Raw genomic sequence first — 23,716 nt, 5'->3', positions numbered from 1 at the left:
CTTTCTTAAACTGTTTTCCTTTAAATTATCTCATGTATCATCCTCCTCAACACCTTTCCCCTACAGCTTGGCTTCATTTGAATAACTTTACAACAGAACCTTCATCGGTCTGCTGTTAGTGCCCTAACCCTTTTGAAGCGGACGCTATGCGATTGGTTTGTATCTTCCCTTTTCTTGGGCTCATTGGTTTTGGGGTCCTCTTGTTTGACCAAATGAAAAAGGCTGCCAAATAGATGGCAGCCTGTTACTTACTCTTTTCATGCAAATAAATAATCAATGTTTAATCTCCGTTACGGAGTATATGAATTAAGATTCGATCATATCAGTGTGTCATATGTGTTCCGAGTGAACCTACGTTTGAAAGTAAACGCCATGGAAGTTCTGGATAACAAGACAACGAAAGCCCTACCTCTCATTCGTCCTTACGGCTCCGAAGCCGTGCCAGTGTGAATTGTAAATCAAAACGTCTTTTTTCCATTCTTCCGCTTATATAGGGGGGCGGGTGCAGAAGGAAAAGAATAAGTTTGTTCGCTTTGACAGCGTCTCGTTCTTATCAAGTAGAAGCTCTATTGCTTCTCATTGTGTCATAGAAAAAAGAAAGTTTACTTTCTTTATTTATTTGCTTATTTCAACACTTAATATCAAACTATAACACATTCCCCCTGCTTACGCAAGTGTTAAAGTGATAATTCTGCTGGTGTACGGCTTCCTTCATTCATATAACGAATGGAGGTTGGGTCAATCTTCAGAATCACTAGATTCGGGTCATCTTTTCCTTTAAACCATTTCTCCATCTCATCAGACCAAAGGCGGTCGATCAGTTCCGGATCATCGGTTAATGTTGCGGTACCTGCAATTTCTGCATAAGTATCACCAAATCCTTCGCCTGAATATCCAATGAGAATATGAACATTTGGATTTTTTTCAATTTCATCTGCTTTATGTGTTTCTTTACTCGTTGGTGTATATAACGTCAGATCTTCATGGAAAAACGTCATGTAGCGAGTATGCGGCTTATCCTGTTCAACAGTCGCCAATGTTCCGACCTTTTGTTCATCTAATAGGTTTAATACCTTCTGTTTTAATTCTTCTTGAGACATATCATTTCACTCCTTCAAAATTTCATCCGTATTCTTAGGTTTCCACGACGGCCCATTCATTAAACAAAGAAATGTGTTTTTCATAAAAAGAGACCTTCTGGCTGATGCTATAGAAAACAGGTTCAATGAAGGGAGAAGTTGAACATGCATCATGAAACGATGTTCCATTTGAGTTCACTTGTCATTGCGGCAGTTGTTGTGGGCATTATCGTATGGTCTGTCACATCTGTGCAGAAGAATCGCAAGAAATACTAAAAACACCGCCCAATCAAAGCTGGGCGGTGCCGCGTAGATCATGTATTCATAAAGGAACCGCCATTGACGTGAAGTGTCTGTCCTGTCATATAAGACGATTCGTCAGAAGCCAGCAGCACAAAGCAGCCGACATGCTCAACAGGCTGTCCTGGTCTTCCCATCGGGGTTTCTGCCCCGAAGCTTTCCACACTGTCTTCATCAAATGTAGATGGAATGAGCGGTGTCCAAATTGGACCTGGCGCTACACCGTTTACCCGAATCCCATCTTTCACAAGTGATTGTGCCATAGAACGCGTAAAGCCGTTAATTGCTCCTTTTGTCGCCGTATAATCAATCAGCACTGGGTTACCTCGATATGGGTTAATTGATGTTGTGTTAATAATGGAGCTTCCCGGTTTTAAATAATCCAGTGCCTTTTTCGTAAAATAGAAATAGGAATAGAAGTTGGTTCTAAAGGTTTGGTGAAGCTGTTCACTTGAAATATCTTGAATACGTTCTTGCGGATGCTGTTCAGCCGCATTATTTACTAAAATATCTAATTGTCCAAAGGCTTCAACTGTTTTTTCTACTGCTTTCTCGCAAAAGGCTTCGTCACCGACATCTCCTGCAATCGTTAAGCATTTGACGCCTTCCTGTTCTACACGTTTTTGCGTATCTTCTGCATCCTCATGTTCATTTAAATACACAATGGCGACATGTGCTCCTTCTTTTGCATAGGCAACAGATACTGCCCGTCCGATTCCACTATCTCCGCCTGTAATCAGTGCCACTTTTCCTTTTAGCTTGCCAGAACCTTGATATGATTCATCCTCAAAGATCGGCGCTGGATTCATTTCTCTTTCACTGCCTGGCTGCTGATCCTGCGTTTGGCGCGGAATGCCATTTGTTAAATATTCACGTAAATCCATGTGTAAGCTCCTCCTTGATTTGTTGATGTATCCTTTCATTACCACCTCATTTTTCCACTCAAACATCATGAAGCTGTACAGATGTGTTCCCGAAAATCAACATGTTTGAATAGGAGAAAAATCGGTTACATGATCATCAAAAAGGAGCGTTCTCACATGCTGTCTACCATTTCAAAAACTTTTAGCAGACCAAAAGGCTGGCTCGGAAGCATCGCTGGATTCATTATGGCAAATGAAAATAAATCATTGAATCAGTGGGCCATCCGCCACTTAGATCTGACAGATGGTGAAAACATTTTGGAGATTGGCTATGGACCCGGCTACAGCATCAAACATATGCTCAAGCATTATCAAGATCTTCACATTGATGGGCTGGATGCTTCTTCAACCATGCAGGAGCAAGCACAGTCCCGCGTCAGCAAACGAGCAAAAGACAAACAGGTCCGATTGTATGTCGGAAAAATCGAGAAAACACGCCTTCCCGGAGAGCAGTATGACAAAGTGCTGTCTGTTAACAATTTTACAATTTGGGATGATCCAAAGACGGGCTTACTCAATCTTTACCACACCTTGAAACCAGGCGGAACACTCGTTATTGTCATGCAGCCAAGAGAAAAAGGAGCTGACGCCAACCGGACAAAAGAGATGGGTGAAAGCATATTAAATGACATGCAGTTTGCAGGGTTTGACCCATTTTCTATTGAGTATGAAGAAATTCGTCCTACCCTTGCTGTCTGTGTCACAGCAAAAAAGCCGAGAAGCGACTAAGCTCTCGGCCTTTTTCTTACTTACCACTTTGCCTCTTTGACAAATTGATAGAAAAGCTGATGTAATTTCTGTTCAATGTCTTCCTTTGTCCCTTGTCCATAAAGCGCCATGCTTTCTTCACTTTCAATGATGGATGAACTGATCAGACTAAACATTTCTGACCCTTCCTTGCCAAGCTCTTGCGGCGCCAGCATCATGAGCATTCGTGACATCTGCTGCTGCCCGCCATCCATGCTTTTAACCTCGTATGCTTGATCAAGATCATAAATATGAAAGATTGGTTCCTTGATGAATGCATGCTTTAAATGATAAAGAGCAAATTCAGTACCAGGTATGCCTAAGCCGCCTTGCTGTTCACGTTCCAAAAGGCCGCTCGCTACATCATCCGCATGTATGATAAGCCCTTCCTCTTCAAGCTGACGAAGCAGCTGACTGATGGTTTCATCATGCTTCGGCATCGTCTTTCTTTTTTCAATGGTAAAACGGGACAGGATGCTGCGAATCACAAACATATAATTCGTCACCTGCTCTGCAACCGTCATCATATTAACGGTTTCTTGCACCAATTCTTTGGGAGATTCTTTTGTTCTTTTTTTCTCGATGATATAAGGAATCTTCCGTTTAATATGAGCCTTCACACGCATGGCATCATCCTCGTTTAGGAGGGGGCTGACCATAATGTAATCGATATGCTCATATGGTATCGGAACGGTCGAGACAATCATGTCATAGCTCGATGCATCGATTTCCTTTAGCTCTATCAAGGAGGATAGATCGAATTTGGCGATCTCCGGCAATTCTTTTTTCAACCGAGAGGCGAGCATTTTCGAGGAACCGATGCCGCTTGAGCAAACAACCAGCGCATGAATTTTTGTTTCTTCTTTTTTGATTTCAAGCACTGAGCCAAAGTGAAGCACAAGAAAGGCGATTTCATCCTCTGGAAATTCAATCTCTGGAAAGAAACGCTCGACTCCCTCTTCTATCGCCATAAACAGCAAAAAGTAGTCTTTTTTAATTTGTTGTGTGAGCGGATTATAGATTCTCATCTTTTCCTTTAGACGGTTCATGGCAGGTTCGAGATGAGATACGAGTCCCTCATACAATGAATCATTTTCATTAAGATGATAGCCGGTTTTATTTGAAATAAAATCAATGAGCTTTTTCGTTCTCAGCGCGATATCCAGCTCGATTTCATCAATACGGTATTCTGCCCCAAAGCTGCGATTTGCACTGCGAAGGTGGATGGTCATATATCCGACCTCCGCTTCAGGGATCTCCACATTAAACATGCGTTCAAGCGCTCTTGCCATTCGGAGTGATGATTCAAATTCCTTCGTCCGCTTTAATTCCAGCAGCTCTTCCTCTTCCATTCGAATGGTTTCCCCAAGCTGAATACGTTCGATGGCATAGGTTAAGTGAACAACAAGTGCAATATAGGCACTATCAGATAAGGAAAGTGACAGTCGATCTTTCAAATGAAAGAGCAGTCTTTCTACCTTGAGCAGCTGACCTCTGCTGACAACGCCAAACACCTTTTCCGTTGCTTTCGTTCGATGTTTGATATTCATTTCAATCGTTTCTAAAAACAATTGAATGTCGAGCCGGTCAACAATGAGATTGCCGACAATTTTCCGTTTTGCTTCCTCCGGCCCTTTTAATTCAATGCCGTACCCGCGCTTGCGGATAAGCTGCAAACCGTATGGAGCAATCCACTCCGTCAGTTCATCTAAATCATAGCTAATCGTCGCATTTGTTACCTGCAAGTCAGCTGCGAGTGTGTATAATTTCACCGGTTCCTTCGCTTCAAGCAGCGCACATAGGATTAAGAGCTTTCGTTCATCCGAGCTATATTCAATTTGATCCTCACTTGACATATGAGCAAGAAGCCGCTGTTTATCCTCCTGTTCGCCAACTGCCTTTAAGCCTTTTCCCGGCTGTTTATCTAATGAAAGATGATAATCTTTCAAAATTGGTTTAATAGATTTTAGTTCTCTATGGATCGTTCTTGTACTCACCTGAACAGAATCGGCTATCTCACGAATGGTGACATAACGATTTTGCTGAATGATGTATTTAATGACTTTCTGTTCTCGTGCCGTTATGTACATGAAATGCCTCCTTCTGTATAAATAGGTCTATTGTCACACCTTAATATAAAACGCTTTCAACGAGTGATGCAATCTTAAGTTGATCTGAATTTGGCACAGCGGCTGTGACAAAATATAAACAAGGGATCATTAGACGCTTCTCCAAAATGACGGTCCATAATCCTTTTGATGAAATTGTACCTTTTGTTCATGAAAATGCAGTGAACTACCGGCTTTTAAAGAATAAGACGGATTGTACACCGGAGAACCAAAGCAATAATCAATCGTGCCTTCTTCCGGACGGAACATGACGGTTCGCATCGTTCCAAACAGCTCCTCATAATTGTGCACAGTTAGACCATAAGGATATTCTGTCTGAAATAGCTTCACAAGAGAATCATTTGATCGTTGTTCTTTTAAAGCCTCCATTAACATATCGTATCTGACAATAGAATGATGTTTGGTCATCCCTTTTGCTGTTTGATCAGCTACCGGATGATTCGTTGCGGCAATATAACCTGTCTCCGGTCTTCTCACCCTTTTTTGACCATCGATGATTTCTATTACAGCCGCCTCTCCTTTTCGATCCGCAAGCATGATATGAACATTTGAAGCAACGGGCATTTCCTGGATTGAGCGAATGGCTTCCTCGACCGTTTGACAGGATTCCAGAACAGAGCGAATCACATGATACACCTGCAAACCGGCGACTGCTGGAGGCTTTAAACCGGGTTCATTGCCAACCGGCGGACCGCAAGCGGAGAAAGTCACAGCAAGACCATGCTCATTCATTCCATCAGATCTGCCAAACAAGAGCAGCGACGAACCTGTATGACATGCCAAGCCTTTCACATGTGTCGTCACAAGACGCATATCATCAAAAATCGGGGAGAAATCATAGTTACGAAGCATGACCGTTTGTTGACCGGCTGCCATATTCCCCTGCCTCACACAATGGGAACAGCCTGGCTGAAGATGCGATGAATAGAAAAAGGTCAAATAACGCTCATCTAATTGCATTTCATCACAAAACCCAGCAATTTCTTCATCTAATTGAGGAAGAAAAGGACGGATCAGCTGCTTCGTTTCCTTCACAGCCTGTTGTGTTACCGGTTCTGTTCGAATATATTGTGTCTGCAGCAGCGGGTTCTCCTTCAGCCAGAGAGCCTGCTGTTTTCCTACTTCATAAGCCGTTCCTGTCATCTTTTGAAAAAACGCATTGATCTCCTCCATGCCTGCACACCTCTTTCGCCTTCGTTTCTTTTATCATATCGAAACCGTCATTTATTGAAAAGGATGAAAAAAACTGCAATCCCACCGGATTACAGCTGTTTACAGTATTGTTGATACAATGCTTCTGCCATTGCATCATACCCCTTAGGATTCGGGTGAAATTGATCAATCGATAAGTAAGCTCTTTCATGCCCTTCAAACGCTTTGTATACATCCACAACTTCTACATGTGGATTCACAGCAAGCAAACGAAGTTGTTGATTATATTGCTGAAGCCACCGCCCGGCTATTGGTATTTGTGGAAAAGGATTATATAAATTCATGAGATATACGCAATAGGGCTCATGCTGCCCTCTTTTGATCTGAGCAATTTCGTGAATCATCTTGCTAAAATTCGCCTGGCAATGCATGACCGCTTGCAGCAATTTCTTTTCATCTTCACCTTCTTCATACTGCTGAACAGCTTGAACAAGGTCATTTCCACAGCCTGTGATGGTGATGATGTCAGCAGCTGCAATGGCACATCTCACCTCAGACCGTTTGAAGAGCTGTAAAATCTGATCGGTCGTTAACCCTGACTTTGCAAATACAGACAGCTCGACCGGTGCATGCGTCTTTTTTTCAAGCATCCATCGAAACCGCTGAGTAAACCCTCCGCCAAATAAACGTGCCCCCACCCCAACTGTTAAGGAATCTCCAATTGCAACATAGGATCGTCCCACTCTTATCCCTCACTCTCTCCTGCCTTCTCTTATATATACGAATTTGGAGAACAGATGCTTGTAGCAGATGACTTAGAGGCATCCATCTTTTTTTGAGCTGCAGCGCCTTTACAAACTCTTTACTTGCGGTATTGAACGATTTTTTGTTCAATAAGAGTAGGTTTTTTGCGCTGAAATCTGCGTGTTTAAGTGTTCCAGAAAAATTTACAAACTTTTTATCTTGATTTCGAGACTTTATATCTTGACTTCAAACTACAATGTGATTACAATGAAAATATCAGTTTTTATGTAACTGTGCTTGTTACATCTTTTTCATAGCATTCCAATATGATTAAAGATGCCACATATTCAGCGTACCTTTGGGATACGCTAAAAAAATAACCGAGACAGAAAGGATTGAATGAACATGGCAAAAGTTTTATACATCACTGCACATCCGCATGATGAAACAGTTTCTTACAGTATGGCTACTGCTAAGGCATTTATCGAATCTTATAAGGAAGCAAACCCAAGTGACGAGGTTGTACATATCGATTTGTACAAAGAAAACATTCCTCACATTGATGCAGATGTATTCGCTGGCTGGGGCAAACTTCAATCTGGTGCTGGCTTCGATACACTTTCAGCTGAAGAGCAAGCAAAAGTTGCTCGTCTAAACGAATTAAGCGATCAATTCGTTTCTGCTGACAAATATGTATTTGTTTCACCACTTTGGAACTTCTCATTCCCACCAGTTCTTAAAGCATACATCGACTCTGTTGCTGTAGCTGGTAAAACATTCAAATACACTGAGCAAGGTCCTGTTGGTTTATTAACAGACAAAAAAGCTCTTCACATCCAAGCACGTGGTGGATACTACACTGAAGGTCCTGCTGCTGAACTTGAAGCAGGTCACCGTTACCTTGGTACAATTGCGAACTTCTTCGGAATTCCTTCTTTCGAAGGTCTTATCGTTGAAGGTCACAATGCTGAGCCTGCGAAAGCAGAGCAAATTAAAGCAGATGCAATCGAACGTGCAAAAGCTTTAGGAAAAACTTTCTAATAACTGCACGCAAAAAAGCCAATGATCTTGACGGTCATTGGCTTTTTATTTGTTCGGATGAAAAGCCTAATTCTCTCGAAATATCACTGGCGGCTTTTTTCACCTGTTGAATTAAGTAAGGCAGGCGTTCTTTTTGATAGCCCGCTTCAAATCCTGCAATGCTAATACCTGCTGCCACTTCCCCCAGATGATTGAAAATAGGGGCTCCAATGGCCGCTGTATAGTTTTCAAGCTCAGAATAGCTTAACGTATATCCCCGCGCATTTGATTCTTCCAGCATGTTTCTTAGAACCTCTTTATCTGTAATAGTCCCAATTCCGATCTTATCCAGCTCAATTGAGTCAATATAGGCAAGTCTTTCACTCTCTGGTAAAAAGGAAAGAATACTTCTCGCACAGGCACCTGCATATAGGGGGGAGCGTCTACCGACGGCGGTGTAGAGACGAACAGGCTGCGTACCTTCTATCTTTTCCACGTAAATGGCTTCGTCACCCTCGCGAACAATGAGCTGTACAGCTTCTCCCACTTCATCACGTAAGCTTTCCATAAATGGTCTCGCAATCCTCCGAATATCAAGGCGGTCCGCCACAAGCTGACCATATTCAAGGAAAATCAAGCCTAATCGATAAGCACCTGTTTCTTGCTTTTCTAACAGTCCCATATCGGCTAAAGAGGTCGCCATGCGATGGACAGATGTTTTCGGCATACCAGATAGCTCGATCATTTCATTTAATGTTAATTGATCGTGAGCGATAAACAGCCGCAAAATCTCCATTGATTTCACAACCGTTTTATTTGTGTTTTGCATCTTCTTCACCTTTTCTAAACGAGAATGCTTCCAGCTTGATTCTTGCGGTAAGCTCTCTCAGTTCTGCTTCTTGCTTAAATAATGCCTGCTCTGCATCCCGATGATCTATTTGTTCAAAATACAGCTTTGCCCCAGGCATCGCCTGTGCAATAAGCGGCAAATCTACAGTCGCTACTTCTCCCATACGCGGGTATCCGCCTGTCGTTTGCCGATCTGCCAGCAGAATAATTGGCTGGCCATCGGGAGGAATTTGAATGGATCCAAAGGCGACAGCTTCTGAGATCAATTCCAGCTTTTCTTTTAAATGAACCGGCTCTCCCTTCAGCCGGCAGCCCATACGATCTGATTGAGGTGTGACCTGATAAGGCTTCTCAAAAAATGCAGTTTGAGATGTTTCTTGAAAATGAGAAAAATGCCTCCCTGCCAGCACACGAATCACTGGCGATTTCCGCAGCGGCAAAAAATAATCGTGACTCACTGTCCAATCTGGTGCGCCGTATCCCGCCTGATTCACTTTATTTTTTAGCCTATCAAACAAATGATCCGCTACGATAGAAGGCTCTCCAATGGGCAGAACGTCGCCTTTTTCAAGAGGACGTCCTTTCAGTCCACCGATCCCCGCTCTTACATAGGTGCTTTTGCTCTGCATGACTGGCTCTACATCAAATCCACCTGCCACAGCAAGATAAACGCGGCAGCCTCTCTTACAAAGACCAAAGGTGATCGTGCTTCCTGATCGGACAAATAGCGGCTTCCATAAAGGTGCCCGCTCTCCGTCAATATCAATCTCTACATCAGCACCAGTGACTGCAATGAGCTGATCCTTCTCACATGTGAGCACAGGGCCCGGCCCCATCAACGTGACTTCCAGTACGGCTTCGTTTTCTTGGTTGCCAGTGAGAATGTTGGCGATTCTAAGTGAAAGCGGGTCCATGCCGCCGCTCGTTAAGACGCCATACCTTTGATAGCCTTGCCGCCCTTTATCTTGAATGGTTGTGTACATCCCTGGTTTGATGACATGAATACTCAACGCTCTGCCTCCTTCATGCTGAAAAATTCCTTTTCAGACATTTGGACAAATCTGACCTCGTCCCCTGCTTTCAATAGACTCGGAATTTCCTCGTCTGGGCGAAAAAGCGGCAGCGGGGTTTGTCCAATGAGCTGCCAGCCCCCTGGTGTGGAAATTGGATAAACGCCTGTCTGCTTTCCCGCAATACCAACAGAGCCTTTTGGAATGGACATCCTTGGTGTTTCTCTGCGTGGTGCCGCGATCTTTTCAGACAGCCCGCCTAAAAACGGAAACCCTGGGGCAAATCCAATCATATAGACAAGATACGTCCCGGCAGTGTGAATACGTACGACTTCCTCTGGCGTTAAACCATTGATACGGGCAACCTCTTCTAAATCAGGGCCCAGCGCTCCCCCGTAACAGACTGGAATATCCACAATGCGGCGCTTTACCTGAACTCCCTCCTGCCATTTGTCTTCAAGAAGTTGTTCAATATAGCCTTTGACCCATTCGTACGGAGACAGGTCATGTGTTTGAAGCTGGGCCGATTGATGAACGGTATAAGGCTCGTAAAAAACAGTCACGTTTGTAAAGGCTTGAACCGCTTCTACATACCCTTCAAATGGGTGCTGTTCAATACATGCAAACAGCTGCTCAACACGTGCATGAATCTCCTCATGTATGTCAGCTCCAGCTTGGATGACGATCGCTGCATCTCCCAGCGGGTGGTAGGTGATGAAATCTTTTATCGTTGAAAAAGCCACTTGAGGACACCTCTCTTTCTACAGTACACCGAGCTTTTGATCTCTTCGATCTGTGATGAACATATGCCCGGGTGCATGAGTGATCGCAATGTCGGGTTTTGTATGCATGACAATGGCTTGCGGCGTCACACCACATGCCCAAAACACCGGGACTTCTCCTTCTTTGATCACAGATGGTTCTCCAAAGTCAGGCTGGTTCACATCGGAAATACCAATCACCGCTGGGTCCCCTATATGAATTGGACCGCCATGGACTGATGGAAATCGAGACGTCACTTGAACACTTCTTGTGACCTGATGCGCCGGAATGGGTCTCATGCTGACCACCATTGGGCCATGAAAGACTCCTGCTTTTTCACAAGCTATATTCGTTTGATACATGGGTACGTTATGACTGTCTTCAATATGGCGGACAGGGATGTCATTCAGCATAAGCGCGTGCTCAAACGTAAAACTGCATCCAATGAGAAAGGCAACCATATCATCCTCCCAATAAGCAGAGATATCTGTAACCTCTTCTTCAAGAATCCCTTTTCGGTAAATACGGTACTTAGGAAAGTCCGTACGAATATCCGCTTGAGGCGCCGACCGTCTTGGCACTGGATCACCTGGGTCCAGTACATCAAGCAAGGGACATGCAGCTGGATTCCGTTGACAAAATAGGAGAAAATCAAAGGCTAGTTCCTTTTTGACAATCATCAAATTAGCCTGAGCAAATCCCTCAGCAAAGCCAGCCGTTGGTCCTGTGATCTTTTTTTCGCGAATCAATTCTCTAATTTGTGAAGGCTCATAAGTTTGGTAAGTATTCATCTGAATCAACTCCATAGTTTCGGGATTTCATTGATGATGGTATAACCGCCCATTATCGCCATGATGACCACAACAAATGCACCAGACACTGTCAAAAAGAAAGGATGGCGATAATTTCCGACAATGTCTTTCTTATAAGCCGCAACAAGCAATGTGCCAAGAGCGAGCGGCAAAATCAATGCATTGATCGCTCCAACTAATATCAAGATGTTCACAGGTCTTCCGATCGTGATAAAACAAAGGGTTGAAAGAGCAATAAAACCAATGATAATGCCACGCTGGTTTTGCTCAATTTTTGGTGAGAAGGTTTTGAAGAAAGAAACAGATGTGTATGCTGCTCCAATGACGGATGTAATCGCCGCAGCCCACATAATAATCCCGAACATTTTATATCCGATATTTCCTGAAGCTAATTGAAAAACAGAGGCAGGCGGGTTGGATGGATCTATCTGCAAGCCTTTTGAAACAACTCCTAATGTGGCAAGAAAGAGTGCTACACGCATGACAGAAGTAATTAAGACACCGAAAATAGAGCTTTTCGTCACTTGCGGCAGGGCTTCCTTCCCCTTAATACCTGCATCCAGCAAGCGATGCCCGCCAGCAAAGACGATATAGCCGCCTACCGTTCCGCCCACAAGTGTCACAATGGATAAAATATCAATCTCCTCTGGGACAAATGTTCTCACCGCCGCTTCTCCAACTGGCGGCGCTGTTGAAATCGCCACATACAGCATCAGGCCAATCATGACAAAGCCTGCTGCCTGTGTGAAACGATCCATCGCTTTCCCAGCCTCTTTAATTACAAAGATGAGAATGGCAATCACAGCACTGATCCCTGCGCCAATTCGCGGATCGACACCGAAGATCACCTGAAAACCAAGACCAGCCCCAGCGATATTTCCGATGTTAAAGGCAAGTCCTCCAATAACAATCAAAAAGGCGAGCACATACCCGAGACCCGGGAGCACCATATTTGCAATATCCTGACCTCGTTTTTCTGACACGGCAATGATGCGCCATACATTTGTTTGTGCAAAAATATCTAATAAAATTGAGATCAAAATGACAAATCCAAAGCTAGCCGCAAGCTGCTGTGTGAAAACGGTCGTTTGTGTTAAAAATCCCGGTCCAATCGCGGACGTCGCCATTAAAAAGGCAGCGCCCATCAGCATAGACCGATTCCCCTTTGGTGCCTTCATGTGTTTGACTTTCTCTGTTTTCATGCTGTTTCCCCCTTTGATGACGATTTTTATTGAAAGGCCTTGAGATGGATGCCGGCTTCTTTTAGCTTCGCTGTAATGGTTTTTGCAAATTGAAGCGCATGGCTGCCGTCTCCGTGAATGCAGACCGTATCTGCTTTGAGCTCGATATCTTCCCCTTGAACTGTACGAACCTTGCCTTCTCGCACCATACGAACAACCTGCTGGACGGCACGTTCATCCTCTTCAATGAGTGCATGTGGTTCGCGGCGCGATGTCAGCGTCCCGTCTGTTTGATACGTCCGATCAGAAAAAACTTCATGTGCCACTTGCAGACCTATCCGTTCACCTGCTAACGCAAGTTCACTCCCTGACAGACCAAATAACACAAGGTTTGGATCCACATCATACACAGCCTTCGCAATCGATTCAGATAATTCAGTATTTTTAGCCGCCATGTTGTAGAGGGCGCCGTGTGGTTTGACATGCTGCATCGTGCCGCCCTCGGCCTTGAGAAAGGCTGATAGAGCGCCAATTTGATAGATGACAAGATCATAGGCTTCCGCTGCAGAGATAGCCATTGGACGTCTGCCAAAGCCGGCCAAATCTTGCAAACCAGGATGTGCACCAATTTTGACCCCTTTATCCAGTGCCATTCTAACTGTTTTTCTCATAACCGTTGGATCTCCTGCGTGAAAACCGCAAGCAATGTTGGCTGAGGTGACATATTCTAAGATTTGTTCGTCTGCACCGATTGTGTATTGACCAAAACTTTCTCCCAAATCACAGTTGATATCCACTTGATACATAGAACCCCTCCTTGTTGTTCCGAAATACGGAATCAAAAGTCCGAATATTCGAATTTATATTGATTATATCAACTTTCCATAGACTGCACATGAAATTGGCAGAAAACATAACAATAGAACTAGAGAAAACAAAAAAAGCGAGAGGCAAAGTCCTCTCACTTTTTCTTGTATGAAATGCATTCTATTTAGACAGCACCCAATGTTGGATAGCCTTTGCAACGCCATGTTCTGTATTAGGAGCTGTAATCCAATCAGCGGCCTCTTTCACCACTTCCTGCGCATTTCCCATGGCAATGCCTAATCCGGCCTCTTGAATCATCGCCATATCATTGAGACTGTCGCCAAGTGACATGACGTTATCCATCGTACAGCCAATGCGTTCTGCTACTTTTGCAAGAGCTGCCGCTTTGTTAATGCCAGCAGCATTGACTTCGATATTCGTTGGACTTGAGTTTGTGATTTCTAGATGCTTATTTGTTTTCAATGTATTGAGGACTTCCTCACGAACGTCATCATCATGAATATCAAAGCCAAATTTCAGCCATTCATGGTCATGAATTCGTTCTGGAAATTCACCTCTCCACACCTTATCCACAGTCGAAGCCCAGTAATCGGTTTCGTACCTATTTTTTAAATCCCACATCATTTGGACGTGATCAGGATGCAGCAGATCTCGTTCGATCAGCTGGAAGTTTGAATCCCAGATCTCACTTCCGTTTGCTGTCACAAGGTAAGAAGATAACTTGAGCGGCTCAACCAGCTCTCGGCATGTCATCAGTGTCCGTCCTGTGCTAATGACTACATGGACCCCTTTTGCTTCAGCTTCTTTAATCGCTTGTTTATTTTCCTCTGGAATGATGTGCTCACTGTTTAACAGCGTGCCATCCATATCAATGGCAATCAATCGGATGTCTTTCTTATGAGCTTGTGTTGACAAATTGAGTACCCCACTTTGTATCGATTTTTGAAACTATCTTTATTTTAATATAAAGATGAAGCTGGCACAAAGGGACGAGTTTGATCCCATAGAAAAAAGACCTTGTGACAGGTCTTTTCACAGGTGCTTAGCGTTCACATGCAATGCCGTCTTTATCACGGTCAAGCCGCATATTTTTTTGATAAAGTGCTTTTGATACATAAGGCTTGTACTTTGTTTTCCCGCCTTTGTTTTTCGTGTTTTTACTTTTTGCTACGCCACCTTTATATACTTTGTTCAGCGCTTTGCAGTTTTTGTACTTTACTGTCTTTGCATCTGCTGTGTGGGTGTCGACTTGTGTAAAGCTAAATAAAAGACCTAAAGACAAGACAGCTACCATGATTTTTTTCAACATGTAAAATCCCCCTATTTTTTCTAATTTTACATTTTTATCATATGTCACCACTTTTTGTTTTTCAAGACTATTGAGCTAATTATTTTGATTTTTTTGGTATGAAATACACCTTATATCCTATATGGTACAATGAGTGGGAAACCTTTCCGTTTTTGACACGTATATGAAGAGAGGAGTTTTACACATGAAAATGAAATATACCATTCTATATGTAAACGATGTTGAGGCAAGTATTCATTTCTATCAACATGTTCTTGGTTTCCCTATAAAATTGAGGGTTGAATCTTATGTTGAGTTTGACACTGGAGACGTGACGTTATCGATTAATTCACGCCAGGATGTCAAAGAGGCCCTCGGATTGCCTGTCCCAGAAGCAAATCAAGCGTCTCAAACGTTTGAGATTGGCTTTGTTGTGGATGATGTGGATCAAACAATTGCATCAATGAAAGAAAAAGGGGTACCCATCATCAAAGAACCTGCAAAAAAACCATGGGGTCAAACGGTCGCTTATGTGTCTGATCCTGATGGTCATTTCATTGAAATATGTGATTCGATCTCCTAATTTTTTTTTGAAGGGAGTGAACCAAAATGAGAAAAAAACATGCTTTTTTCGTCGGTGTTTGCTCAATGATTGTGATTTGCAGCGCCGCTATCCTGTTGCAACACCTTGAATGGATTGGGTTTGTCAGTGGCGGAATCTCTATTATTGGGGTCGTGATGTCTGGGGTGCTAATGGGTGCATGGACAAGTGGAGAAGAGACACGAGCAGCCTATCATTCTGAAACAAAAGAACACCGCTTGTGGCGCCTTGATACGGCTTTTCTTGTGATCATTTTTGCACTTCCGCACATGGCTGCGTCGGTCTTTTATGTTTTGATGTAAACACTTGTTAAAAGGAGTTAGTCGTATGGCTGTTTTTATTCTATTCATTGTATTTGGCTTTCCCATTATCTCTGTGCTGATTGGTATTTTCGGTACGCTCCTTTTGAAGAATGTTTGGATGCCTACTTTGATTGTGCTGTTAGCGAGCATGATCTTCATGTTCACCTATATTGGCGGGAATGAATCTTTTCTCATTTGGGTGATTGTCTATACCGTCTTTACATTCTTTGCTGGATGGATTACAAAGCGGCTCAAGTAAAAAAGAACAGCATCGCTGTTCTTTTTTTAAATCATATATCCGCACACCATAGTTCAATTTCAATTTTCAGCTCCGGCCATCCTAAAGCTGATACATAAGCAACCGTCATTGATGGGTAAGCTGTTTTGAAGATCGTATCCCACTGAGGATATAGATGATCCCAGTCGATTTCTTCTGTTGCCCATATATTGACCTTGATCACATGTTCTTCATTCAATCCCTCTGATTCAAGGATTTTTTTGATATTTTCAAACGTATTCGTTACTTGGTCGTTTAAGCTTGATGGGATCTGCCCATCTATATCTGTCCCTACCTGACCCGATGTAACAAATAATCCCGCACCCTTTGGCACCCTTGTAATATGACTGTAGTTACCAACAGGTTTCGGCATACTTTCTGGGTTTTTTCTCGTTATTTTTTCCATGTTATGTCCCTCACTCACGTTTATTTTTCTGCTAGTTTCTTCGTTTTGTAGACAGACTCCACCAATTTCTATCTACCTTCAAAGAAAACAGCAGTGGAGTATCCATAGCCACAAGGTAAGAACATCAATATCTTCTTTTTCATGACTGAAACACTCCTTTTGTTTGCGTGAGCAAGGTTTTGATTAACTTCATAGTACCACATAGTCAAAATGAATTATAGACGATAACGCGCAATGTCCTGATTCAACCGCATGCTAAGTTCATTGAGTCTTTCTGCTGCTTTTGCCACATTAGAGATGGCTGTCACTTGTTCGTCTGTGGATGCAGTGATTTCTTCGATCGCCGCTGCGTTTTCTTGAGAAACATGTGCTGCGCCGTGCATGGCTTTTGTGATAAGGTCGTTTTGCTCCAGCAGTGTATTCAGCTCTTTTGCCATCGCGTTTGTTTCAACGATGGTTTGTGAAATCAATGTAGAGATGGCATTGAATTCGTTTTCTGTTGCATGCACCGCTTCATCCAGCTCGGCAAAACGATCCATTGTGTTAGACATGATACCAGCTGTTGTTGTCGTTTCTTCTTTAATGCCTTGGATCATTTGCTGAATTTGAACGGCTGATTGTTTTGTCTGCTCAGCTAAATTCCGCACTTCACTCGCGACAACTGAGAAGCCTTTGCCGTGCTCTCCTGCACGTGCTGCTTCAATGCTGGCATTCAGTGCCAGTAAATTGGTCTCATTTGAAATGCTTTCAATCGTATCTGTGATTTGAGAAATATCCTGTACTTTTGTACTTAACTGCTCGATTCCTGCTCTAATGCCTTGAGACGCCTGAATCGATTGTTCATTCGATTGTTTTAATTGCTGTACGATTTGCTGGCCCTGCTGTGATGATTGACTCGATTGGTCGGAAATCCGTTTAATTTGATCACTCTGTTCTTTGACATTCTCAATAGATTGATTAAACTGGGTCATTTGTTGATTGGCTACTTCAAGATCGGATGCTTGATGAAGTGTTCCAGTCGAAATGTCTCCGATGGCTCGTCCAATTTCTTCACTGCTGGCTGAGGTTTCTTCAGATATCGCCGATAAATCTGTCGCTGATTCAACAAGCTGACTGCTCGTTTCCTGTAAACCGCTCACCAGTGTTCTGAGCTCTCCTGACATATGGTTAAAGCCTTTTGCCAGCTGTCCGATTTCATCCGTTGTTTCCTTTAAGCTCGTGCGTTCAATATTCCCCGCCGCAATTTCCTTTGAAGCAGCAGTGACTTGCTTGAGCAGTCTGACTTTTCCTCGGGCAGCTAAATAAAAGACGCCTAAACTCAGAAGGGCGACACCCGCTGTAATGAGAATAATATAGAGCTTCATCTGCTCTAATTCTTTATAAAATTCGTCCTGGAAGACAGCGATGCCTACACTCCAATTCCACGGTGTAAACTGGCTCATATAGGCAAGCTTTTCCTTTTCTTCGCCGGTTGCATCGTCCTTATCCATATAGGTCACATAGTGTGCATCCTCATCTTTTGCATTGGCACCGGCGACCATTTTTTGACGATTGGTCGTGTTATCTGGAATGACGCCGATGTCGTTGACCGGATGGACCTGGGTTGAGTAGTCAGTGCCATATGCGATCAGATAGCCTTTATTTTTATAGATAAAATCTGATTTTTGAGATTGGTATCCCTTCCCGTTGTCATTTTTGGGTCCGCTCAAGTAAAGGCGGGCCTGTTCTTGCGCCTGCTCAAGCGTCAGTTCTTTTTTCTCCACACGGTCATTCAACTGTTCAAGTGTGGCCATCGCTCCGCTGACGATGTGCTTTAAATCTGCTTTCCCTGCATCAATTAATACATGTTTCGCTAACAAATATCCCGTAGTTCCAACAAGTCCGCCCGTTAAAATCGTGATCACGATAATGGCAGACATTAATTGAAAAAATACACTTCTTGACGCAAACGCTTTCTTTTTCATAAACAAATTCCCCCTTATTTTATATATCGTCAAGCTGGGGAAAGTATTAAAAAAAGTCATAGAAGAAAATCCCTTTCGCACGTTGGAAAGGGATTTTCAAATTATCGAGTTGCTTCTTTAAGAATGGCTTGATAAAGATCGTCTGTTGGCGAGAGTCCACATACCTCTTCCAGCACACCTTCAATGCCTTTTTCTTTTCGTAATGCCTGCAGACGAACAGCTTCTTCATCTTCAGTAAAGTCGTAAGCCAAAGCTGCCACGATGCCTTTAATTAAATAATGTGGCTGTTTGATCTTTTTCGCTGGACCTATTAAACGGTCATCTGCTCCGAGCTTTCTAAGCGGAGAGCGTGCGACACGCGTGACTTCATCAGAGATAAAGGCATTTTCAAATCGTTTAATGATTTTTTGAATATACGCATCATGTTCTTCTTTTTGAAAGCCATATGTGTCGATTAAATAACTGCCTGTTTCGTGAAGTGCACCTTCAACCACTTGACGAATCTCTTGTGTATCGACAGCTTCTTTAATCGTTTGCACACCTTTCTCGTACCCGACATAAGCAGCTAGTGCATGTCCTGTGTTGACAGTAAAGAGTTTACGTTCAATAAATGGCGTCAAATCTTGTACAAAGGTCGCTCCGTCAATTTGAGGAACGTCTCCAATAAAGCCTGTCTCATCAATCACCCACTCGAAAAATGGCTCGACTGATACTTTCAATATGTCCTCATGATGCTGAATTGGGACAATGCGATCAACCGCAGCGTTTGGAAAACCAACTGTGTGTGACAGCGCTTCTTGTTCATCAGCTGTTAAATGAGAGAAAACGGCTTTCTTTAAATGAGAGCTGCCGCCAATCATATTTTCACATGCCACAATGTTGATGATATGATCAGGCTTTTTCTGTTTTAAACCTTCAGCAATCGACGAAGCAATGATGTTCAAAACGGCTGGTCCAACAGCTGTTGTAATGAGATCAGCTGTTGCAATCGCCTCTATTAAAGCGGCTGGATCTTTTGCGGAATTGATGGCTGACACAGGACCGACTACTTCTTGCTGCTGCCCTGGTGCTGCGAGTTCAACCGTGTATTCTCCTTTTTCATTCAGCTCGTTGATGACCGCTTCATTTACATCGGTAAAAACGAGCTCAAATCCTGATGCTTTTAACAAAGATCCGATAAACCCTCTGCCAATATTTCCTGCTCCAAAATGAAGTGCCTTCATGTTAGTTCACCTCGTTAAAGATGGCGATCAGTTCATCCTGATCCTTTGCATGAAGGATACGCTCTACGTTTTCTTCTTCTGAACAGACAATCGCAATTTGAGAAAGAATATCGAGATGCTCATTGTTTTTACCAGCGATGCCAAATACAACTTTAGCAATATTCCCCTCGCCGTATTCAACGCCGTCTGGAATTTGGATAATGGAAATCCCTGAATGAAGGACAGCCGCTTTCGCATCCTCTGTTCCATGAGGAATGGCAATTCCGTTGCCCATAAATGTAGAAGAAATATTTTCTCTTTCAAACATTTTGTCAACATAATCACTTGTGACATAACCGTTTGCCACTAAGACTTCGCCTGCTTTTTTAATGGCTTCTTCTTTAGAGCCCGCTTGTTCGTTTAGAAAAATATTGTCTTTTGAAAGTACTTGTTTCATGAAAGATCACACACCTTTTTTAGAATAGAAAATTAGAAAACAACCAAAACGGGGAGTTCAATTAGGAAAAATTGGACTCAACCCGTTTCGTCATGTTATTTTTTCAATTTCTCAATCAGCTCATCGTATTTCGGGCTGTTTAAGAAATTATCAACTGAAATATGCACAGCTCCTGGCAGTTTTGCCTTCGCTCTATCTGTTAAATCTTTATGAGTAAAGACTACATCGGCATCATCTGGAATGTTGCTGATGGATGTATTTGTCACATCAATATCAAGTTCTGCCTTTTTGACTTTATTCTTTAAAACGGATGCGCCCATCGCACTTGAGCCCATTCCTGCATCACAGGCAAAGATGATTTTGTTCACGTCATCTGGATTGATTTCATCTGGAGATGCTGCTTGCTCGCTTGCTTCAGCACCTTCTTTTTGTGCTGTAAGAGCAGCTGCTGCTGCACTTTTCTTGCCTTTCATGTCTTGCATTTTTTCTGTTGCTGCTGTTAAGTCTTCATCCACTGCTTTAGACGCTTTCAAAATGACAGAAGCGACAAGGAATGATACGACCGCTGCCACGACAACACCTGCTAGAACGGCAAGGTGGCCGCCTTTTGGTGACATGAGCATAAGAGCGATGATACTTCCTGGTGACGGCACAGCCTTTAAGCCTGCATTTAACAGTGTAAAAGTTAGAACGCCGCTTGCTCCCCCAGCAATTACCGCTAAAATGAGCTTTGGCTTCATTAAGATGTATGGGAAGTAAATCTCATGGATTCCCCCTAAGAATTGAATGACAATCGCACCCGGTGCAGACTGCTTTGCTGTCCCTCTTCCAAAGAACATGTAGGCCAGAAGGACACCGAGACCTGGTCCTGGGTTAGTTTCAAGCAAGAACAGAACGGACTGGCCTGTCTTCGCCGCTTGCTCCACCCCTAATGGACCTAAAATTCCTTGGTTAATTGCATTGTTTAAGAACAATACTTTTGCTGGTTCAATGAAGATACTTGCCAGCGGAAGTAAATGTGCATTGACAATGATATCTACACCTGCCGCAAGGGCTTTATTCAGACCTAGTACCACTGGGCCGATGGCGTAGAAAGCAATGGCGACTAAAATGGCACCTAGAATACCTGCACTAAAATTATTAATCAGCATTTCAAAACCTGATCTGATTCGGTCTTTAAACAGCTGGTCGATTTTCTTAATGAGATACCCGCCAAGCGGTCCCATGATCATCGCACCTAAAAACATTGGGATGTCCGAACCGACAATAACCCCGATCGTAGCGGTTGCACCGAGTACCCCGCCTCGATGGTCATATACGAGCTTACCGCCTGTGTAACCGATTAAGAGCGGCAGCAAGTAGTTGATCATTGGACCAACAAGTGTATTTAATTGTTCATTTGGAAAATAACCACTTGGAATGAACAATGCAGTGATGAGTCCCCAAGCGATAAACGCTCCAATATTCGGCATGATCATACCGCTTAAATAGCTTCCAAAGCGCTGTACTTTTACGCGAAATCCGCTTTTTTCCTGCATCTATGAAAACTCCTTTCTTCTCTCCCTTTATTTAGGGCTTTATAGGTCAAAAGATATAAGAACAAGATTCAGTGAAGCCCTTATGCCTATCGTAAAACGCTTTCACTTTCTCATCAATTGAAACTAAATGTCACTTTGTCACATCGTGTGTGACAAAATTGAAAAATGATGTGAATTCTCTGTCAGATCTCAACATATAATGGGTGGAAAGCTTGATATGCCGTTGTTTTCACGCAAAATTCATGGGAATTTCACAACTTTCAAATGGTCACTTCTTGTTTCCTCTTCTTAAATCGAATAGGCTTATAATTGATCAAACCTATTCAATTAAGAAATGTCTGCGCAGACATGACACAGAAAAAGTGAACCATCTTGCTATTTGTTTCGTTTACCTTTTAGAGAGGGCGGTACAATAGGAAGAGCGGTTTTTTCTGTGACTCACAGTTTACTGCCGCTTTCTTTCTGATACATGAGACATTTTCATAGGTAGAAAGGCGGTTATTCACCTTGTTTAAAAATAGTCAGTGGCTTCTGCTTCTTATGGTCATGTTCGCTTTTTTCATTCCAAAGGAAGCATTTGCTCATGCATATGTCGTGAGCTCGAACCCAGCGGCAAATGAAGAGCTGGATCAGCAGCCTCCTTCAGTCTCGATCACATTTAGTGAAGGAATTGAGAGCGGGTTTCATGCCATTAAGGTGCTAAATGCAAAAGGTGATCGTGTGGATAAAGGAGATACGATCATTAAAGATCAAAAGATCATGGAAGCGGCTTTAAAAAAGAATTTACCAAAAGGGATTTACACCATTCAGTGGAATGCGGTATCAGCGGACGGGCACTCTGTCTCTGGCATGATTCCGTTTAGTATTGGAAAAGCGGCTGGCGGTTTTGACCAATTAGAGCAAGGTCAGACGGATGAATCCATTGATGTGGCTTCAACTATTGATAAAGCCTTTCTTTATACGTCATTCAGCTTATTCCTTGGCACCATTTTGTTTGGACTGCTTTGGTTCAGGGCAGCGATTTCACCTGTATTGGCGAAACGAATGAAGCGGCTTTTGACATTGTCATTGATCATGATGGGCGGAGCACTTGTGTTCCAGCTGCCGATTCAGACAAAATCAGCGGCAGACGTGTCCTTTTTTGGGGCATTTCAGCCTTCGCTTTTACAAGAAACGATTGCGTCCACTTCTGGCGGTAGTCTGTGGATGATGCTTATGGCGTCATTTGTACTTCTCACCATCTGGACAATTGTGGCGGTGAGAAAAGGGGACTTCTCTTCTTTTCGTGTTTGGCTGTTTCCACTGCTTCTCTTCACAGTGCTGCTTTGGTTGAAAGCACAAATCGGACATCCAGCCGCAACAGACAATAAAATACTCACAACATCACTTGATTTCATCCATCTCGTCTCTGCTTCGATTTGGGTTGGTGGTTTAACAGCCATTGTCCTTCTATTGATGAAGAAACTGCCAAATGAAGATGAGCCGCTCATACGGAATACGCTCGCAGCATTTCATCCTTGGGCACTGCTCTCTGTTGGACTTATTGTGTTTTCAGGATTTGTGAATGCCATCTTTATTTTGCAATCGTTTGACGCTCTTTTCCAATCAGCATACGGACGTACCTTTTTAATCAAGCTTGGTTTATTTATCATCATGGGCCTGCTTGGGCTTATGCATTACTTGATGCTGAGATGGGAAAAAAAGCAGAAACGCAGCTTTTCCTTACGAGCTGAATGGATGATCGGGATCGCCATTTTGTTATTAACGGCTGTCTTTACTAATATTCCAAGCCCTCCTCCGCCTGCACCTGAGCCTTTCTTTGGCGCCAATCAGGTCGAGCATCGTGACATTGTGTCCTTGAGCATTACCCCGAATGCCCCGGGGAAAAACTCATTCGAAGTGGCATTTACAAAGAAGAATGGTGAAACGATGACTGATATTCAATCTGTGACAGCCAAGATTCATAAGGTGGCTTTATTCGGTGATGAGACACCAAGTGAATTTCAGCTGAAACGATTAAAAAATGGTCATTTCTCTGCTGAAAATCTCTTATTAAATGAAAAAGGCACATGGAAAATTGAAATCCATGCGTTAACTGGTTCTTTTGAGAATATCGATACCACCTTTATTAGAAGAAACTAAAAG

General features: G+C 43.1%; 24 protein-coding genes. 6 read left to right on the top strand and 18 right to left on the bottom strand.

Annotated features, from left to right (window positions below; translation table 11 throughout):
* Positions 1–677: 677 nt before the first annotated feature.
* Positions 678–1,100 (bottom strand): pyridoxamine 5'-phosphate oxidase family protein, encoded by a 423-nt coding sequence (locus QR42_RS02315; protein WP_039176603.1) that lies wholly within the window; start codon positions 1,098–1,100, stop codon positions 678–680.
* A gap of 293 nt (positions 1,101–1,393) precedes the next feature.
* The gene (locus QR42_RS02310; RefSeq protein WP_024425561.1) at positions 1,394–2,263 is read right to left on the bottom strand and encodes an SDR family oxidoreductase; all 870 of its coding nucleotides are present in this window, start codon (positions 2,261–2,263) and stop codon (positions 1,394–1,396) included.
* A gap of 129 nt (positions 2,264–2,392) precedes the next feature.
* Here QR42_RS02310 and QR42_RS02305 point away from each other — a divergent pair, with 129 nt between their 5' ends.
* The gene (locus QR42_RS02305; RefSeq protein ID WP_228280297.1) at positions 2,393–3,031 is read left to right on the top strand and encodes a class I SAM-dependent methyltransferase; all 639 of its coding nucleotides are present in this window, start codon (positions 2,393–2,395) and stop codon (positions 3,029–3,031) included.
* Between the two features lie 20 nt (positions 3,032–3,051).
* On the opposite strand, the gene QR42_RS02300 is transcribed toward QR42_RS02305, so the two are convergent.
* The 3 genes from QR42_RS02300 to QR42_RS02290 form a co-directional block, all read right to left on the bottom strand.
* Complete coding sequence (locus QR42_RS02300; RefSeq protein ID WP_039176599.1) at positions 3,052–5,139, bottom strand: BglG family transcription antiterminator; 2,088 nt, start codon at positions 5,137–5,139, stop codon at positions 3,052–3,054.
* Between the two features lie 129 nt (positions 5,140–5,268).
* Positions 5,269–6,351 carry a C45 family autoproteolytic acyltransferase/hydrolase gene (locus QR42_RS02295; RefSeq protein WP_039176597.1) on the bottom strand — a complete coding sequence of 361 codons (1,083 nt, stop codon included), beginning with the start codon at positions 6,349–6,351 and terminating at the stop codon, positions 5,269–5,271.
* Positions 6,352–6,440: 89 nt separating this feature from the next.
* On the bottom strand, positions 6,441–7,073 hold the full coding sequence (locus tag QR42_RS02290; protein WP_039176594.1) for a GDSL-type esterase/lipase family protein: 633 nt from the start codon (positions 7,071–7,073) through the stop codon (positions 6,441–6,443).
* A gap of 406 nt (positions 7,074–7,479) precedes the next feature.
* Here QR42_RS02290 and QR42_RS02285 point away from each other — a divergent pair, with 406 nt between their 5' ends.
* Complete coding sequence (locus QR42_RS02285) at positions 7,480–8,115, top strand: FMN-dependent NADH-azoreductase (protein WP_024720223.1); 636 nt, start codon at positions 7,480–7,482, stop codon at positions 8,113–8,115.
* A 34-nt stretch (positions 8,116–8,149) separates the two neighbouring features.
* Here QR42_RS02285 and QR42_RS02280 read toward each other — a convergent pair whose 3' ends face one another.
* The 8 genes from QR42_RS02280 to QR42_RS02245 all read right to left on the bottom strand — a co-directional run bounded on the left by QR42_RS02280 (position 8,150) and on the right by QR42_RS02245 (position 14,845).
* Positions 8,150–8,923 carry an IclR family transcriptional regulator gene (locus QR42_RS02280; RefSeq protein ID WP_039176591.1) on the bottom strand — a complete coding sequence of 258 codons (774 nt, stop codon included), beginning with the start codon at positions 8,921–8,923 and terminating at the stop codon, positions 8,150–8,152.
* Entirely contained in the window at positions 8,907–9,953 is a 1,047-nt protein-coding gene (locus QR42_RS02275) for a 5-oxoprolinase subunit C family protein (RefSeq protein ID WP_039176588.1), read from the bottom strand. Before QR42_RS02275 ends, QR42_RS02280 begins: the two co-directional genes overlap by 17 nt.
* Positions 9,950–10,696: a 5-oxoprolinase subunit PxpB gene (gene pxpB, locus QR42_RS02270; RefSeq protein ID WP_039176584.1), complete on the bottom strand. Its 747-nt coding sequence runs from the start codon at positions 10,694–10,696 to the stop codon at positions 9,950–9,952. The genes QR42_RS02275 and pxpB overlap by 4 nt, the downstream gene beginning before the upstream one ends.
* A gap of 18 nt (positions 10,697–10,714) precedes the next feature.
* Positions 10,715–11,506 (bottom strand): putative hydro-lyase, encoded by a 792-nt coding sequence (locus QR42_RS02265; protein WP_039176581.1) that lies wholly within the window; start codon positions 11,504–11,506, stop codon positions 10,715–10,717.
* Positions 11,507–11,511: 5 nt separating this feature from the next.
* Entirely contained in the window at positions 11,512–12,729 is a 1,218-nt protein-coding gene (locus QR42_RS02260; protein WP_039176577.1) for an NRAMP family divalent metal transporter, read from the bottom strand.
* A 26-nt stretch (positions 12,730–12,755) separates the two neighbouring features.
* On the bottom strand, positions 12,756–13,514 hold the full coding sequence (locus QR42_RS02255) for a LamB/YcsF family protein (protein WP_039176576.1): 759 nt from the start codon (positions 13,512–13,514) through the stop codon (positions 12,756–12,758).
* Positions 13,515–13,695: 181 nt separating this feature from the next.
* Entirely contained in the window at positions 13,696–14,451 is a 756-nt protein-coding gene (locus tag QR42_RS02250) for a Cof-type HAD-IIB family hydrolase (protein ID WP_024425552.1), read from the bottom strand.
* A 127-nt stretch (positions 14,452–14,578) separates the two neighbouring features.
* The gene (locus tag QR42_RS02245) at positions 14,579–14,845 is read right to left on the bottom strand and encodes an excalibur calcium-binding domain-containing protein (RefSeq protein WP_084096344.1); all 267 of its coding nucleotides are present in this window, start codon (positions 14,843–14,845) and stop codon (positions 14,579–14,581) included.
* 184 nt (positions 14,846–15,029) lie between these two features.
* Here QR42_RS02245 and QR42_RS02240 point away from each other — a divergent pair, with 184 nt between their 5' ends.
* The 3 genes from QR42_RS02240 to QR42_RS02230 are packed head-to-tail and all read left to right on the top strand — an operon-like array spanning position 15,030 to position 15,986.
* Positions 15,030–15,407 (top strand): VOC family protein, encoded by a 378-nt coding sequence (locus QR42_RS02240; protein ID WP_039176573.1) that lies wholly within the window; start codon positions 15,030–15,032, stop codon positions 15,405–15,407.
* Between the two features lie 26 nt (positions 15,408–15,433).
* The gene (locus tag QR42_RS02235) at positions 15,434–15,727 is read left to right on the top strand and encodes a DUF5316 family protein (RefSeq protein ID WP_039176570.1); all 294 of its coding nucleotides are present in this window, start codon (positions 15,434–15,436) and stop codon (positions 15,725–15,727) included.
* A 25-nt stretch (positions 15,728–15,752) separates the two neighbouring features.
* Positions 15,753–15,986 carry a DUF2651 family protein gene (locus QR42_RS02230; protein WP_039176568.1) on the top strand — a complete coding sequence of 78 codons (234 nt, stop codon included), beginning with the start codon at positions 15,753–15,755 and terminating at the stop codon, positions 15,984–15,986.
* Positions 15,987–16,017: 31 nt separating this feature from the next.
* Here QR42_RS02230 and QR42_RS02225 read toward each other — a convergent pair whose 3' ends face one another.
* The 5 genes from QR42_RS02225 to QR42_RS02205 all read right to left on the bottom strand — a co-directional run bounded on the left by QR42_RS02225 (position 16,018) and on the right by QR42_RS02205 (position 21,571).
* Entirely contained in the window at positions 16,018–16,410 is a 393-nt protein-coding gene (locus tag QR42_RS02225; protein WP_039176565.1) for a RidA family protein, read from the bottom strand.
* Positions 16,411–16,625: 215 nt separating this feature from the next.
* Entirely contained in the window at positions 16,626–18,374 is a 1,749-nt protein-coding gene (locus QR42_RS02220) for a methyl-accepting chemotaxis protein (protein ID WP_039176562.1), read from the bottom strand.
* Positions 18,375–18,475: 101 nt separating this feature from the next.
* Positions 18,476–19,597, bottom strand: a complete 1,122-nt coding sequence (locus QR42_RS02215; RefSeq protein WP_039176559.1) for a mannitol-1-phosphate 5-dehydrogenase — start codon at positions 19,595–19,597, stop codon at positions 18,476–18,478.
* 1 nt (position 19,598) lies between these two features.
* Positions 19,599–20,033 (bottom strand): PTS mannitol transporter subunit IIA, encoded by a 435-nt coding sequence (locus QR42_RS02210; RefSeq protein WP_039176556.1) that lies wholly within the window; start codon positions 20,031–20,033, stop codon positions 19,599–19,601.
* Positions 20,034–20,128: 95 nt separating this feature from the next.
* A complete protein-coding gene (locus QR42_RS02205) occupies positions 20,129–21,571 on the bottom strand; it encodes a PTS mannitol transporter subunit IIBC (protein WP_039176553.1) in 1,443 nt (480 codons plus the stop codon).
* 507 nt (positions 21,572–22,078) lie between these two features.
* Here QR42_RS02205 and QR42_RS02200 point away from each other — a divergent pair.
* Positions 22,079–23,713 carry a copper resistance CopC/CopD family protein gene (locus tag QR42_RS02200; RefSeq protein WP_039176551.1) on the top strand — a complete coding sequence of 545 codons (1,635 nt, stop codon included), beginning with the start codon at positions 22,079–22,081 and terminating at the stop codon, positions 23,711–23,713.
* Positions 23,714–23,716 lie beyond the last annotated feature (3 nt).

It is taken from the genome of Bacillus sp. WP8 (genome assembly GCF_000800825.1).
In the GTDB taxonomy this organism is placed as follows: Bacteria; Bacillota; Bacilli; order Bacillales; family Bacillaceae; genus Bacillus; species Bacillus safensis.
The sequence above is the reverse complement of the archived record's forward strand: the minus strand, read 5'-3'. Positions and strand labels throughout refer to the sequence as shown.